The sequence below is a fragment of the Parapedobacter luteus genome (assembly GCF_900168055.1).
In the GTDB taxonomy this organism is placed as follows: domain Bacteria; phylum Bacteroidota; class Bacteroidia; order Sphingobacteriales; family Sphingobacteriaceae; genus Parapedobacter; species Parapedobacter luteus.
In genome coordinates this window covers 538,587-554,386 of the sequence record NZ_FUYS01000001.1, presented here as the reverse complement: position 1 = coordinate 554,386, position 15,800 = coordinate 538,587, and the positions used below count along the sequence as shown (strand labels likewise).

The 15,800-nt window shown below is 49.3% G+C and carries 11 protein-coding genes; 4 read left to right on the top strand and 7 right to left on the bottom strand.

What is annotated here, in order from left to right:
• The first annotated feature begins 18 nt into the window (after nucleotides 1–18).
• On the top strand, nucleotides 19–480 hold the full coding sequence (gene bcp / locus B5X72_RS02255) for a thioredoxin-dependent thiol peroxidase (protein ID WP_079715196.1): 462 nt from the start codon (nucleotides 19–21) through the stop codon (nucleotides 478–480).
• 31 nt (nucleotides 481–511) lie between these two features.
• Here bcp and B5X72_RS02250 read toward each other — a convergent pair whose 3' ends face one another.
• On the bottom strand, nucleotides 512–1,150 hold the full coding sequence (locus tag B5X72_RS02250; RefSeq protein WP_079715195.1) for a 4'-phosphopantetheinyl transferase family protein: 639 nt from the start codon (nucleotides 1,148–1,150) through the stop codon (nucleotides 512–514).
• A gap of 141 nt (nucleotides 1,151–1,291) precedes the next feature.
• Here B5X72_RS02250 and dcd point away from each other — a divergent pair, with 141 nt between their 5' ends.
• On the top strand, nucleotides 1,292–1,828 hold the full coding sequence (dcd, locus tag B5X72_RS02245) for a dCTP deaminase (RefSeq protein ID WP_079715194.1): 537 nt from the start codon (nucleotides 1,292–1,294) through the stop codon (nucleotides 1,826–1,828).
• Here the strand turns inward: dcd and prfB are convergent.
• A protein-coding gene (prfB, locus tag B5X72_RS02240) for a peptide chain release factor 2 (RefSeq protein ID WP_139378485.1) occupies nucleotides 1,825–2,911 on the bottom strand; the annotation gives its coding sequence in 2 pieces (ribosomal slippage) (nucleotides 1,825–2,850 and nucleotides 2,852–2,911; 1,086 coding nt in all). The two genes, dcd and prfB, sit on opposite strands and share 4 nt — an antisense overlap.
• 85 nt (nucleotides 2,912–2,996) lie before the next feature.
• On the opposite strand from prfB, the gene pgi reads away from it, so the two are divergent.
• A complete protein-coding gene (gene pgi / locus B5X72_RS02235; protein WP_079715193.1) occupies nucleotides 2,997–4,646 on the top strand; it encodes a glucose-6-phosphate isomerase in 1,650 nt (549 codons plus the stop codon).
• A 1-nt stretch (nucleotide 4,647) separates the two neighbouring features.
• On the top strand, nucleotides 4,648–5,574 hold the full coding sequence (locus tag B5X72_RS02230; protein ID WP_079715192.1) for a phosphatase PAP2 family protein: 927 nt from the start codon (nucleotides 4,648–4,650) through the stop codon (nucleotides 5,572–5,574).
• Here the strand turns inward: B5X72_RS02230 and B5X72_RS02225 are convergent.
• The 5 genes from B5X72_RS02225 to B5X72_RS02205 are packed head-to-tail and all read right to left on the bottom strand — an operon-like array spanning nucleotide 5,571 to nucleotide 15,652.
• A complete protein-coding gene (locus B5X72_RS02225) occupies nucleotides 5,571–7,910 on the bottom strand; it encodes a hypothetical protein (RefSeq protein ID WP_079715191.1) in 2,340 nt (779 codons plus the stop codon). The two genes, B5X72_RS02230 and B5X72_RS02225, sit on opposite strands and share 4 nt — an antisense overlap.
• Before the next feature lie 18 nt (nucleotides 7,911–7,928).
• Nucleotides 7,929–11,552 (bottom strand): BamA/TamA family outer membrane protein, encoded by a 3,624-nt coding sequence (locus tag B5X72_RS02220; RefSeq protein ID WP_079715190.1) that lies wholly within the window; start codon nucleotides 11,550–11,552, stop codon nucleotides 7,929–7,931.
• Nucleotides 11,549–12,403, bottom strand: a complete 855-nt coding sequence (locus tag B5X72_RS02215) for a hypothetical protein (RefSeq protein ID WP_079715189.1) — start codon at nucleotides 12,401–12,403, stop codon at nucleotides 11,549–11,551. Before B5X72_RS02215 ends, B5X72_RS02220 begins: the two co-directional genes overlap by 4 nt.
• Nucleotides 12,396–14,441, bottom strand: coding sequence for a polyphosphate kinase 1 (gene ppk1, locus B5X72_RS02210; RefSeq protein ID WP_079715188.1), 2,046 nt, complete (start codon nucleotides 14,439–14,441; stop codon nucleotides 12,396–12,398). Before ppk1 ends, B5X72_RS02215 begins: the two co-directional genes overlap by 8 nt.
• Nucleotides 14,438–15,652 (bottom strand): Pycsar system effector family protein, encoded by a 1,215-nt coding sequence (locus B5X72_RS02205; RefSeq protein ID WP_079715187.1) that lies wholly within the window; start codon nucleotides 15,650–15,652, stop codon nucleotides 14,438–14,440. Before B5X72_RS02205 ends, ppk1 begins: the two co-directional genes overlap by 4 nt.
• Between the last annotated feature and the right edge of the window lie 148 nt (nucleotides 15,653–15,800).

The following is a 15,800-nucleotide window of genomic DNA, read 5'->3' as shown; positions in this document are numbered from 1 at the left end:
CCCCAGCAAATTTCCATAATGGCAAAACTAAAGGTAGGCGACAAAGCCCCGGCATTAACTGCAAAGAACCAACATGGCGAAATCATATCGCTGCAGGATTTCAAAGGAAAAAAAGTCATTCTATATTTTTATCCAAAAGACAATACACCGGGCTGCACCGCGGAGGCCTGCAACTTCCGGGATAATTATCAATCCCTGCAAGCCGAAGGGTTTGAAGTCATCGGCGTGAGCACAAACACTGAACGTTCGCATCGTAATTTCGCCAACAAATTCAACCTTCCCTTCAACCTGTTGGTGGATACCGACCAGGAAATTGTGAATGCTTACGGTGTCTGGGGCGAAAAAATGCTCTTCGGAAGATCGTACATGGGCACATTACGTACTACCTTCGTGATAGATGAACAAGGCATTATCACGCATATTATTGACAAAGTAGACAACGAAAATGCTTCCGGACAGGTCCGGGCGTTGCTAACTTAGCAATTGTTGCAAGACAGCGGATTGAAAACGATTAATTTTCCGTGACATAACCCAGCATGTACTCCTGGAACTTTTCATAATACACCTTGAACCGCTCCTGGCGATGCGGTGCGTCCAAGTCGAGAAACAACACACCCTGATCCTGAAAATCAAACGGGCGGATGGTCATGTTGTCTTTGAATGACACGCCTTTGTTGCCTTGTAGCTTATAGACGGCTTCCTTAGCACACCAACAGGCATATAGTTTTTCGATTCCCGTTCTTCCGATGGCTTCAAGCTCATTCGGCTTCATGAATTTGTCTGCTATGCGCAGGATCTTAGGCTTTACAAGCTCCAAATCTATCCCCACCTCCCCGTTGTCGCTCATCATCACCGCAGCATAGTCAAAGGAATGCGTAAGCGAGATCCGCTGCGGGAAATTTGCGAGATAAGGTTTGCCGTTCTCGTCCGATGGGCAGTCGATATATCCGGGAGTATCCAGCATTTTACGCAGTAAGACACGCGTGGCCAGCCAATGCAGGGTCCGCTTGCCTTTGTTCAGCCGGCTTAAAACCGCTTTTTCACGGGCACCCAATTGCAACCTGCCGATAAGATCTTCAGCAGGTTCTTCAATACGCCAAATAGCAAACCGCACATTATTATCCAACTCACGCAGGTATACCAGAGCCATAATTCAAAATTAGCTATTTATTGCCGATAGTCCTTAAAATTCTAATTCATTAATGTATTTTTGCCCACTGCGTTTATCTCGACGGCGATACGTAAGCAACGTGTATGATGCCGGAGGTTTCGCTGTCATGTCTAAAAGAAAATGATTTTATCTGACAAACGTATACTCGAAGAAATTGAACGTGGCTCCATTATTATTGAGCCTTTCCGCAGAGAGTGCCTGGGCACCAATTCGTATGACGTTCACCTGGGCAAATACCTTGCTACCTACAAAGACCGGGTACTTGATGCAAAAAAACATAACGAAATCGTACATTTTGAAATCCCAAAGACAGGTTTTGTTCTGGAACCCAACACATTGTACCTGGGGGTTACGCTCGAATATACGGAGACGCACAACCATGTGCCCTTCCTTGAGGGCAAGTCCAGCACCGGCCGGTTGGGCATCGATATCCACGCCACGGCAGGGAAAGGCGATGTCGGATTCTGCAACACGTGGACCCTCGAAATATCAGTGGCACAGCCCGTACGAATATACGTGGGTATGCCCATCGGGCAGTTGATCTATTTTGCGGTGGAAGGCGATATCGAGACCTTCTACAACAGCAAAGCGAATGCAAAGTACAACAACAAAACCACCCGCCCTGTGGAAAGCATGATGTGGAAGAACGAGTTTTAACTACCCCCAAACTCCATCAGGTAAGCCTTCAGGAATTCGTCGATTTCTCCGTCTAGTACCCCTTGCGTATTAGACGTTTCTACGTTTGTCCGCAGATCTTTCACCAGCTTATACGGATGCAGGACATAGTTCCTGATTTGCGAACCCCACTCTATCTTCTTTTTGCTGCCCTCTATCGCTGCCGTAGCTTCCTGCCGCTTGCGCATTTCAATTTCATAGAGCTGCGACTTCAGCAACCGCAATGCATTTTCTTTATTCTGCAGTTGGGAGCGTGATTCTTGGTTCTTGATGATAATGCCGGTGGGCTTGTGGTGAAGACGTACAGCCGTTTCAACTTTGTTTACATTTTGTCCTCCGGCTCCTCCTGAACGGAACGTATCCCACTCTATGTCGGCGTCTTTCACCTCTATTTCGATATTGTCATCCACTAACGGATATACATATACAGAGGCAAAAGAGGTGTGCCGTTTAGCGTTGGAGTCGAAAGGCGATATCCGGACCAGCCGGTGCACGCCGTTTTCGCCCTTGAGGTAACCGTAAGCAAAGTCTCCGGAAAACTGCAACGTCACGCTTTTAATCCCCGCTACGTCCCCCTCTTGATAATCTTGCTCAGTCACCTTATAACCATTGCTTTCGCCCCACATGATATACATCCGCATCAGCATACCGGCCCAATCGCAGCTTTCCGTACCGCCCGCACCAGCAGTAATTTGCAAAACGGCGTCCAGTTGATCCTCTTCAGCGCTAAGCATGTTTTTAAACTCCAATTCCTCCACCTTGTGTAGTGCCACATCGTATTGTTCTCGCAGATCGGCTTCGGAGGCATCGCCCGCCTGGAAAAATTCAAACATCACCACGGCGTCATCAACAGCAGCAGCTACCTCATCGAAGTGATCGGTCCATACTTTCTTGCTTTTGATGGATTGCAGCGTCTTTTCGGCCGCCTTGGAATCGTCCCAAAAATTGGGCTGGAGGGTTATCGCTTGTTCGTTTTCTATTTCCTCTTTTCGCGCATCGATGTCAAAGATGCCTCCTTAGGGAAGCTGTTCTATCCCTCAAGTCTTGAATCTGTTCTTTGGTCATGGCGCAAAGGTAAGGAATTTATGCCATCACATTACCCCCACTTAATGCAAAAACCCTTAACTTCGCAACAACAAAAAATACAACGATGCTACCCCGTATAAATTTTACAGAAACAGCCGCATACAAATACCTCAGCAACCATTACATCGATATTGCGCCACAGCACCTCCGCGATTTGTTTGCAGAAGACCCAAAACGGTTTGACAAATTTTCTATTGCATTTGGTGATATTCTCTTTGACTATTCAAAAAACAGGATAAACGACACCACCAAAGCGCTGCTGCTTCAGCTTGCCCGGGAATGCAAATTGGACGAAGCAATTGACGCCATGTTTTCAGGCAACGCCATTAATGAAACCGAGAACCGGGCGGTATTGCATACTGCACTACGCAACCAGGGCGATACACCCATTGTGGTAGACGGGAAAGATATCATGCCTGAAGTACGAAGTGTATTGGCCAAGATGAAAACGTTTTCAGAACGCATCATCAGCGGCACGTGGAAAGGCTATACGGGGAAACCGATTGCCGATGTGGTCAATATCGGTATCGGGGGATCAGATCTGGGGCCCGTGATGGTAACCGAGGCTCTCAAACCTTACAAAAACCACCTCAACATCCACTTCGTCTCCAACGTCGATGGTACCCACATTGCCGAAACACTCAAGCGGCTCAATCCGGAGACGACACTTTTCCTGATAGCCTCCAAAACATTTACCACGCAAGAAACCATGGCCAATGCCCATACGGCCCGGCAGTGGTTCTTAGCTGGTGGGGCTGCTGAAGATGATATTGCCAAGCATTTCGCGGCATTGTCTACCAACAGCCAGGCCGTGGCGGCATTCGGTATCGACACGCAAAACATGTTTGAATTTTGGGATTGGGTAGGCGGGCGCTACTCCTTGTGGAGCGCTATCGGCCTGTCCATCGTACTGAGTATTGGTTTCGAGCATTTTGAACAGCTCCTTGGGGGCGCCTATGCCACCGATGAACATTTCCGCCGCACACCGCTGGAAGAAAACATCCCCGTCATCATGGCATTGCTCGGCATTTGGTATAATAATTTCTTCGATGCGGAGACACAAGCCATCCTGCCCTATGACCAATACCTGCACCGGTTTGCTGCCTATTTTCAACAGGGCGACATGGAAAGCAACGGCAAATACGTAGATCGCAACGGAAATGCGGTAGCTTACCAAACGGGGCCCATCATCTGGGGCGAACCGGGCACGAATGGCCAACATGCATTCTATCAACTCATCCATCAAGGAACCAAGCTTATTCCCTGCGATTTTATCGCCCCGGCACAAACCCATAATCCTATCGGCGAACACCACACGTTGTTATTGTCTAATTTCTTTGCGCAGACTGAAGCGCTCATGAATGGAAAAGACGAACAAGCTGTAGTGGCTGAGCTGAAAGCTTCCGGCACATCCGACTCGGCCATTGAACGGCTGAAGGCTTTCAAAGTATTTGAAGGCAACCGGCCAAGCAATTCCTTCCTGATCAAGAAAATCACACCGTATACGCTCGGATCACTCATTGCACTCTATGAGCATAAAATATTCGTGCAAGGGGTTATCTGGAACATCTTCAGCTTCGACCAGTGGGGAGTCGAACTTGGCAAGCAATTGGCTGGAAAAATCCTTCCCGAATTGCGGACTGCCGACGCTATCGCTACGCACGACGCTTCTACCAACGGACTGATCAATCAGTATAAAAAGTGGAAAGCGTAGCATGAGGCGACTATCCGTTATCCGGAGGCTTAGCATCCGAGGGCCAGTGGCTATCCGTATATGGCTTGGCCTCGCCGCGATTGTGGTTGTTTCGAGTACACCTGCCGACGCTTCGCCCGTTGCCGGCCGACACGCGCACCGCACGGATTCGGTACACCGTGATACCGCCACGTTCCTCGCCGGAGTCGCTCAAGATTTTTTACGATTTGGGGACGGATTCCTTTATACGTTGGCATCTCCGGTAAAATGGAGGGGCAACGATTGGCTGAAAGTTGGCGGGGTAATTGCGGGTACGGCGTTAACGACGTTGGCGGACAAGCCTGTCAGAAACTTTTGGCTGGATCAAGACTCCAAACTACTCGATGGCATCGAACGTGCGGGCTTCCACTACGGGAAACCGTACGCCGCATTTTACCTGATGGGAGGCTTCTACCTGACCGGGCTGGCCATCAAAAGTGAGTGGGCCCGGGAGACGGCCATGGTCCTGGGTGCTGCATACCTCACCAGCGGCGCTGTTCAGTCCTTCATGAAAACCGCCTTTGGGCGGGCAAGACCGGCCACCGAAGTAGGTCCATGGGCGTTCAAGCCCTGGTCGCCTGAAGCAGCTTATCATTCATTCCCATCAGGGCACATCCAAATCGCGATGGTCAGTGCTGTTGTACTAGCAGAGCGCGTCGAACAGCCCTGGCTGAAAGGCGTCTTTTATTCTACCGCCGGCGTGACACTTATCAGCCGGATGTATTCGGACTCCCATTGGCTTTCGGACCTTGCCTTTGGGGGAGCCATTTCTTATTTCAGTGCCAAGGCCGTGCTTAAACGGATGGAACAGACCAAATCTGGCGATCACATGTTCAGGCGGAAGAAAAAGGAAATCACATGGAACTTTACGCCCACGTTCAATGGCTTTGCACTCGTTGGCACACTCTAGCGAAGCACAACGGGCAGCCTTATTGCATGGAGTCCGTTGACGCCCTGCAATTCGTCGAGCTCCAAGTATTCGATCGTCCTGCCCAGTAGTCCGTTTTGCTGCAATGTTTCGATATGATGGAGGTAGTCGTGCAGTGATTCTTCATGCCAGTAAATCAATGTGATTTTCCCCGGCTGCGTCACGCGCTCGGACGTGCCCTTTACCAATGCTTTATCAATCCGTTTTTTGACAACATGGTACCTGATGTTATAGGCTCCTTCCACATCAAATCGGCGTTCATCCTCGCGGAAACTAATATCGATCGCTGTATTATTGATAAAGATAAGCTGGGTAGTTTCCAATGCTATAGGCCGTGCTCCTGCCAGCCGGTGAGTTCCCTGTGCAATGGCCGCCATCGTCTCCAATTGCAAATACTTTATCGCCGACAATTTTTCTTCTTGAAAGGGAATATGAGGCGCGATTGACTGGCCGATGTAACAGTCGAACTCGATGCCATCCGTCCTGAATTTTTCGAAATAGCTGGGATAAATGGTTTGCAGCCTGTTGTTGAAAGCCTCGAGGTGCTGATTGATTTCCTGATTGATTGTTTTTACGGCCGCCTCAAATGCACGCCGATGCTGATGTGCTAATCCGACAGCGGGGTTCATTTGGTACTCGTAGCCCGAAATAATTTCGGCAAGCCTTCCATCTTTCTGTTTCAGCTCGTCGAACACCGTCTTGATGTCTCCGTTCTGAAAATCCGATATCGCCACCTGGCTATAATCCAGTTGGCTATCGTTAAGCCCGGCTTTCAAGCGGCTGAACGTTGCCATTAGCGAATGGGGAAGCGGATGAATCGCTTTCAGACGCAGTAAGGCGGTCCCCAAGGCGTCCATCTGCCACATGAGGTCAGCAAGAAGGGCATAATTACGCTTCAACGTGCTGTTGCGAATATCCACTGCCCCATATATCGGATATACACGATTGAAACGTATCTCAACATGGCCGAAAGGCATGCTGCTTGTTGGGCCGTAGTCGGCATCCGCCTGTAAATAGCGCCAAGCCGCTTCATTAAATTTCCACTGCACCGCAGGCTGAATAGCGGTGAACCGCTTCTTGATAATGCGGTCTAGCTTATTCTTGAAATCCACACAAACATCATTTGCAAACTGCGACAGCAACGGGATAGCGACCCGCAGGCGCGGCAATTCGTGCTTGCTGATTTGGAAACCTTGTTCTGTATACACTTCCAGCAATCCTACCACATCCTGGTTGTAGAAAAGCGGGATGACCGCCAAGCTATCCAACCCCGATTGTGCAGCCAAATCTGCCAGAGGCTCCGAAACCAGAGGCAAGCCGGCATCCACCCGGTAAGTGACCGGATAAGGGTCTTCCAGGTAACCCAGCCATTCCCTACGCAAGTGTTCGTCTACCGCCACCCCCTTAATAAATCGATATAACACGCTGTTTTCCGCCAATTGGTGATGGAGCAATGGTCTGCCATTGAGTTTCAAAACTGGGCTGATGCCGATCTTTAAGTTCGCATTGCCCGTCAATAGCTTCAAATTGTTTTCTATTGCCTCGTGGTACCGATGATAGTCATAATCACCACCCACAATGACAATATTTTTCAATTTATCGACCACATACTCATGCGTGATATCCTCCAAGGAAACGATGGAAAATCCCTCGATGCGGAAATTATTCAGATCCAGCAGGCTGTCCAAATCGCTTTCCCGCACTTCAGTAATCTTCTTGCGCCGGAGTGCTTGATAATTAATGGGGGGCAGCTGCCCCTTCGCTGTCACCTGCACAAACGTATTATCAAGCCGAACCGCGTAATACCGAGGCAATTCCGTAGCATCGTCCTGAAACGTGTATATCAGATTATCCAAACCTACATCCCCAAAGCCGTACAATCGCTCCATGATAAGCTGATAAACCATTAACCGGCTTACATCCTTACCATTGATTGCGTTTATCTTATCCATCACCTGACAGGCCCGTTTTTCTTGTTTCAGAAGCTGATAAAATGCGTCGGTGCCGTAAAAAACCTTGCCGGAGGGAGACACCAACCCCCATAATGCCTGCGTTTCATCAGTAAGCAGCGGTACGAGCAGGTTATATACAAAGTCCAGCTCTTTGCCGAATTTTGAGATGTTTTGTTCGTTGATCGGGCCATGTAGCTGCTGCGCTTTCCGGAAACGGTTAAGTACAAAGGCAAATACTTCCTGCCTACTTGTATGAGTTTCGCAACGCTGTGTTAAGTGGGTAAAGAAATGATCGAACGACAAAATACGTTCGGGCTCCGAAGCATGTTGCCATCCGTCAAAGATATCGAGTAGTTGTACTTGCATCGCAAACAATAACGGTTTTTAAAACCTAAAGCCTATACCGAAATAAGGGTACCAACCTTCCCTCGAATGGCCTACCACAACTTGTAAAACTGCTATATTTGCAGCAATGTAATACAGCCCGCCTCCGGTTCCCTGGTGAATACGGTCACTTTGTCTTGCATCAGACCATACTTTACCGATGTCATAAAACGCCATCATGCCCAATTCGCCCGGAAGAATATAATTGCCGACATAAGCTACCCGCGCCCGCAACTCCAAATTATTGAACAAGCTATGGTCTCCAGCGAAGCGGTATTGACGAAACCCCCGCAAATTTCCTTGGCCACCTAAAAACTGTGATTGGTAAAATGCGGGGTTACCGAACGTCATCCCCCCACCTATCCGGTTTGAAATGACCACCGCGTCCTGTGCCATACCGGCATAAACGGCCATCTCGGCATTCGCCTGCATATAGGATTTTGCGTGGTCATTGACGCCGCCATAAGCGCCCACCTTGACCTGAAAAAAGCCGCCCCTGCTCGGTCGTAGTTTACTGTTGCGGTTATCTTTCATGAAATTAGCCGAAAGCCCTACATGCCCTTTGTCTTCCTGAACAACGAGGCTGTCGTAAGTATGCACGGCTCCTGGCTGCACAATCAGGCGGCCTTCGTTTCCGCCAGCCGCAAACCGGTACCATTGCAGGCTTGGTCCGATGGCAAATGTCGTGGTCGCGTTCGGATTCCACTGTAAATGCGGTTCCAATGTGTACAACTCAAAACGAGTCCGGTAATACCGCATGTCGCGCTCGTCCCTATCGTATTCCGATGCATTGCCTAAGCCGAAATAATTCTGGGTCTGCGGAATGAGTGCGTGTGCTTCTATCACAGCATCGGCTTTGCCGACTATCGTTTTCCAATGCCCTCGGTAGTGCACGCGGAGTGCCCCGGTGGCAAAAGCGCCGGACAATAGAAATTGCTGTGTGTGGTTGAACGGTTCTTTCCTGAAGCCCCGTTGATGGGTATACTTAAATCCCGCCCCCACCAGCAACCCATCATCTGCGTTGTATCCCGCGCTGAGCAGCGGCGCCCACACGTTGTACAAATTTACCGGTATGAATGCAGTATGCATACTGTCTGTGCTGTAATGCGCCGTGTAGTGCATCGATGACGGTGAGAACGACGAATGTGTCCCCTGGTCGTAGATCGGCACCTTCCGCTTTGCAGACCGAATATCATAGAATTTATTGCCCACGCCACCAATCAAGCGGACGGCAATAGGCGATTCTTTGATTGCTACCTGCACGCTGTCGTCTCCCGCGGCCAAGTACACCCGGATTTCTTTGGTAAATTCTGGCGGATATACTTTCTCCATCAATTTGCGCTTTACTTCCCCTTCTTTGTTGATCTTCCGTACCGTCACCTGCAAGGATTGCCCCGGAGCATCTTCAATGTGTACTTGTTCGTGCTTATTACTCAATTTGACGTCCACGATGCGATTGATAAATTGGTAGTACCGATCCATTGCGGTTGGCAGTGCATCACGCCGCGCTTTTAGTATTTGCAGGAGTTCGTCATGGCGCAAGTCATAAACCGATTTAGGCAACTGCCTAACGCCCGCTTCCAGCACGCTGTCCGTCATCGCCCTCACAAAATCATCCACCTCGGCCATCCACTCCTCGTATGTGAACTGATTTTTGGGATGAGCGTTCAAAAAATCGGACTTGCGCAAGCTGTAATTTACCCGCCGGATTTCCGGGGTGAAGCCTTGGATAAGCGGCAGGGCAAAAGGCATGGACACGATGGTGGGCAATAGTCCCTCCATTTTGCGTAGCGCTTGGTCTCGGTCGCGGGGGACCCCCAAATAATCACGATCGGCTCCCTTTTTTCCTTTATTCTCGTCGACCCAACGCCATTGGTCGCCATGACGGTCCCAGTCATTGACCAACAAATCCAACATGCGGGCACGCAGGAAGGTCTTTGCTTTATAGACGTCATCATTGTCGTTATTCACGCGCCGTACCATTTTCACGGTGTTATCCGAATCGCCCAACGGCTCGCGTTCTTCGAGTAAGCACAATGTATTTGCAAATATTTCGTTATAATGGCCAAGCAGCGTATCGGGCGCGACCAAGCCGATTATTGGGTGCGTATGCGGTACACGGGCCGCATCTGCCAATGGAGGAAAAATCAGGGCTGAGTAAGGATGTTGCGCACTATTTGCGTCGTCCAAAAAGTCATGGGCGACCGTATGGTGCAGTGCTTCAGGAAGCAATGCATCGGCCTGCTTGTTGACTGAGCGCAACACCCATTCTTTACCCGTGGAGTCTACCAGGCGGAGGGACACCGTCTGCATACCCCCACCGCGTTTGACAGGCCTCAGGCCTCCATGCAGTGCTGACAGCCGAAGCACAGGTACCTCGGCCTCTGCCGCCCACTCTTTCCGATAATTTTCGCCGAACAACATACGGTGGAATGTGCTAACCTGGTCATACTTGACGTTTGCTTGCACGGTCACGCTATCTTTGCCCTGGGCAGGATCGCCCGCTTGATCGACAAACGGCAAGATGGTCCTGCGCGGTATGCGGTAGCTGTATACCTCGTTCACCGCATCATCGGCATACGTATAGTAGGTCACTTGGCTGCTTCGGTCTGTCAGGTAGTCGATCACCACAAACCCCTGTGCAGGGTGTGCGAATAGCGCGTGTGCACCCCGCTTGGTGAAGGAATCTTTTGCGCCGGCTCCGCTCACGACCTGGTAAAAATCTCCGTCTTTAATAAACTGCAACCCGTGATCATGGCCAGCGACATGGATGACATTGGCGTATTGTGCCGTCACTGCGGTGACCGCGTCAATCAACGCCTGGTAACGGGGATGAGGGATGTCCTCCGGATTCAACAGCACCGTCCTGCGCAATAACGGGTACAACGAACCGACACCCGGCAAAGGAATGTATAGCCCTTTATTCAGTAAGGTCAGGGGAAAAAGATGATCTTTCCACGAATAATATCCCCCGTGCACGCCATAAGAACGCAACGGATGGTGGATGGCCAAGAAAATCGTCTTATCCTGGTTGTCGTAAAACAGTTCCTGCAATTTTTCCGTTACCTGTGCCTCGGTTTCGCACTCACAATCCGCATCACCACTGTAACGTTCATAAGGGAATAACCACCATTCGCTATCAAAGGTAATAATCGCCAAGCTATCCGAAAGATCGATCACCTGTGGGTCGGGACAACCATTTGGTGGCAGTAGCTTCAACAATGAATCGTGTTGGCTAGCCAAGAATTGGCCCTGCGCCCTAATTTTCGCGAGCCCGTGCTTCCCCATCCTATCCCAATCATGGTTACCGGGAATGAAATACGTCGGCGCCCCCTTTGCCCGCATGGGTGCAAACTGCGACCGCAGTATATCCTGGGCCTTGGCAGCGTCTTCGCTGCCTGGCAACCCCATGCCACGGGGATAAATATTATCCCCCAAAAATACAGCTGTTGTTTTTCCCGGCACTATCAAATCCGCAGCCCGCAACACAACCGCCTCTTGCTCATGATTGATCTCACCGGCATCGCCGATAAAGATGATACGACGTGAAATATCCTGCGTGAATCCCGAAGCGGAGAACAACACGACAGAAAAAACAACTATCAACCATTTTTGTACCATCATGAGCTGAACTGAAACTTAAAAATAGTTGCCCGATTCCCTTTCTTTCCCTTTTCGTTGCTGATATACAGATTGCGGTTTGCATCGAAGGCTATTCCTTCCGGCTGCGTATATATTTTTGGATCCAAGCGGTGAGCGCTTGTTACATGCCATTGCTCATCCAGTATGACAAGCAGTTTATTAATGGACGCGATGACAAACCATTGGCGCGTAAACGGGTTCCAAGCCATGGCAGACGGCTGAAAGGATTTTCCCTTTAGCGGCACCAGCTGCTCAATCTGATCGAAGTGGATAGCGAATGTAAATCGCTGGCTCAATGCACCATCCTGCCCAAACCGAAAGGCATAGCCTGTTGCAGCCAATCGCTTTTTATCTTCCTTGCAGTTTTTGCAAAGTACATATAACAGGCTATCATGAGGAGTGGCGGCTAAGCTTTCATACTCACCAGCCGGAAACGGTGTCTTCCACTCCTCGGAAGTCAGCTCCGTTCTATGTTTTTCGGCTAACGAGAAGCGATAGAGGCTGCCATCGCTGCGCAAAATAACCACTTTTTCATGAAGCACGGCGATATCCTCGTAATCACCTGGTTTACCAAATTTCGTCCGCTTGGGCTTTTGGTCGCCCCATGTGAAATAAAACAGCTCGCCATCTTCGTCTTGCTGTGCATAAATCGTATCTGGATCGCCTTCCTTAAATGAAATACCCGATATCTCATCGAGCGCCTTCGTGAGTTCAAAGACCTCGGGATTACCCAAATCGTACCCGGTTGGATTATTTGCGTAATCGGCACGTCGGGCTTGGCCACAACTGACGCCTATGACCAGCAATGCCATTAATAAATGTCGTTCACTCATGGGTTTCTACGGTTTTGCCACAAAAAAAATCTTCCGTTGCCAGCTGCGCTTGCAGTAGATTAGGCGTAGCAGGTAGTCTATTTATCCCGTTTTCATCCAGCACGACAGCCGAGGCATTATCCGCGCATTGAAAATCGACAACTTGCTTGATGACGTGTTTGACCTCCTCATCGTATACCGGAAAACAAACCTCTATCCGGCTCTGCATGCTTCGGTTCATCCAATCGGCAGATCCTAAGTATACGAGCGCCCGTCCACCATTGTTAAATATAAAAATGCGGGCATGTTCCAGGTATCGCCCTACAATACGCCGTACAGTAATCCGTTCGCTGAGTCCATGTACCCCGGGCCTCAATCGGCAGATCCCCCGGATGATCAGCGTAACGGTTACTCCCGCCTGGCTGGCTTCATACAATTTGTCAATTAATTCCTCTTCTTCCAGATTGTTCAATTTGATGATTATCGAAGCGGGAAATCCACGGATTGCCTGATCAATCTCCGCATCGATAAGGCGCATGAATCCGCTCTTAAGATTGAACCTGGCGACAAGCAGGTGTCCGAATTTCGACGCGTCGACATCTTCTTTACGTGGCATTTGACGCATTTCCAGGAAGTTGAACAGTTGGTTAAGTTCGGCCAGTAGAGCTTGATTCCCGGTTAGCAAAAAATGATCGGCATAAACCTTGGCGGTATTTTCGTTCAGGTTACCGGTAGCCAGCAATCCCAAGAAATACGGCTTTCCGGTACTTTTTTTAATCAGCGCGACCTTGGCATGTACCTTCAGGCCCGGTATACTATAAATCATATTAATCCCCGCGTCCTGCAACCGCCTGGCCCATTTGATATTGTTTTCTTCGTCAAACCGGGCCTTTAGTTCAACAAAGACTGTTACGGCTTTCCCATTTCTTGCTGCCGTGATCAAGGCGTGCAATATCCGTGAATCAGCGGCGACTCGATAAATCGTCGTTTTGATTTCGAGCACATCTGCATCGATTGCTGCTTCATTGAAAAACCGTACAATAGGGTCAAAAGACTCATAGGGTGTGCTGATTAAAATATCACGGCCGCTGATCTCTTCGTGTAATGTCCGGTTGTCCGTTGGCACCACCTGGGCAGGCGACCGCGCCGGATACATCAGGCGCGGCAGTTTAATCGGAAAGTCCATCAAGTCCTTCAGGTTATGGTATGGACCTCCCTTCGTCTTATTTACTTTCTTTAACGAAAACGCCTTCATCAATCTGGAAAGACATGCTTTTGGGATATCGGGTTGGTACAACAGGCGTGTGGCCAACCCAAAATCCCGCTTTCGAATTTGACGTTCAATCCGTTCGACCACATCATCACCAAAGCCATCATCGAGCGGAATGTCGGCATCACGGGTGATTTTGAAACTGTATATGCCTTCGACACGTTCGCGCCCAAATAGCCGGGGGATCTCCTGCTTGATGATGTCATCGATAAACAGCACGTGGTGAACACCTTCCCGTTGTACGGTGTAAAACCTTGGAATCCGATGCGAAGGAATACTAACGATGACCATGTTTACTTCCTCTTTAATGAACACGGCCAAATACAGGCGGTTATTCAACGGAAAGAAGTCCGGATCTTCGTTTAGGCGATTTACTTCCAAAAACGTCGCGATCGTTGAAAAAAAATAGTGCCTCGCCTGTGATACCATCACCGTTGGTATTGGCTCGTTATACCATAGCTTAACGCCTTCGGTAGCGAGTTTCGGCAAGATTTGATGCTGCAGCAATTGACCAAACCATTGCTGCTGCAGGCGGATCACCCGTTTTGCCTCCTTCACTGCCGTTGTGTCTGCTGATATCGTGGCCGGATGCAGCTGTTGCTTACCTAATTTTTTCAGTGCAGCCAGCACAGGCATCCGTACCCGATAAAATTCATCCAAATTGGAAGAAAAGATGCCGACAAATTTCAGTCGTTCCAACAGGGGTACGTACGCGCGGGCTGCTTCATCCAGTACGCGACCATTGAATCGCAGCCAACTCAAATCTCGGTGGATGTATTTAGGTATCATCGGGTCATCCAATACATATCAAGGACGTCATGTGCGACACTGGCCAACAGAAACGTCAGCACCGAAATAATCATTCCGTACATAAAAATATTATACGCCAGCCGCAACAAACGGTATTTCCTTCCCAGCACAACCCCTTGTGAATATACATCCCTCGTAAGCGTCCCATATAAAAAATCGCGATCTTCCATAACTTTCTTCATTCCTGACGCGTATTCATCAAGGCCCATTTTATAAAAATTACCGAAGAAAAGTAGATTGACCGCTTTTTTATCGACATCATCTTGACTGAACATGCCTCCCGGAATTTTGGGCCGTGTGGCCAATATGGCTACCACAATGGTCGACAAGCTAACCAAGAGCAACACGAATGTCGGGGCAGCGAGGTGTTCGGCGTCTTCGAGTTTCCTCACCAGCAGCGCTATCACCACCGAAAGGATAATCGAATTGACGGTCAGCAGAATATTAGCCTTGTTATCGGCCATATCGCTGAGCCGCTGGTTATTTGTCGATGTCACCCGAAACATTGTTTCGATCCCACGGTCGGGCCGATTGTTTTGCTGCTTCTTTTTCTTTTTTCCACCGTCTTTTGCAACAGCCATGGCTGGCAACACCGACGCCTCCGCTGCCTGTTGTTCTTTTAGAAATTCGATATTCTTTTGCTTTTTTTCGTTTAGGCGTTGTTGGGCGTAAGTGGTGTGGTACTTGTGGCTTTCCATCAACGACAATGTTTGGCCACACCAGTCTTGTTCTAAACACCCATCGCCAGTCCGTTCTTTTAGCATCAAATCGTTCCGCTCGCGGAAATTATCACCACCTAAATGGAATAGATCCGCATCACTGACAATCTCCTCCAATAGATTTTTGGGCCTTTGGGGCAAACGGGTCGCATAGATGCAATCTTTCACGGCCTCAATAATTGGCTGCTCTACGCCATAGTTAGTTAAAAAATCGGCGGCTAGCTCCGCACCACGCTTCTCATGTTCAGTCGCGCCGCCGCTAAAATACCCCAAGTCATGAAAATAAGCAGCGATTAATACGACAAACCGATCGCGCGCTGAAAGGCGATAGTGATCAGCCATCACCGTCGCCGCCTTCACGACGTCCTCGGTATGCGCAAGGTTATGAAAACAATAGCCATGGCCCTCCTGCTTGGCCATATATGCCTTCACCCAATGGTCAGCATCCGTTAAAACTGCGTTGTAGTCCATGCCGCATTTTTTCTACCAAACTTAGGTAAATTCTTTTAATGTACGTATAGCCGCCTGCATATTAAAGGAGTTGCTACGCGACAGTGTTTCTTCGTAGGTGCTTTTGTTTGCGGGACGGCAGCTGCGCAGGTTTTCGGATGCGCAGCTT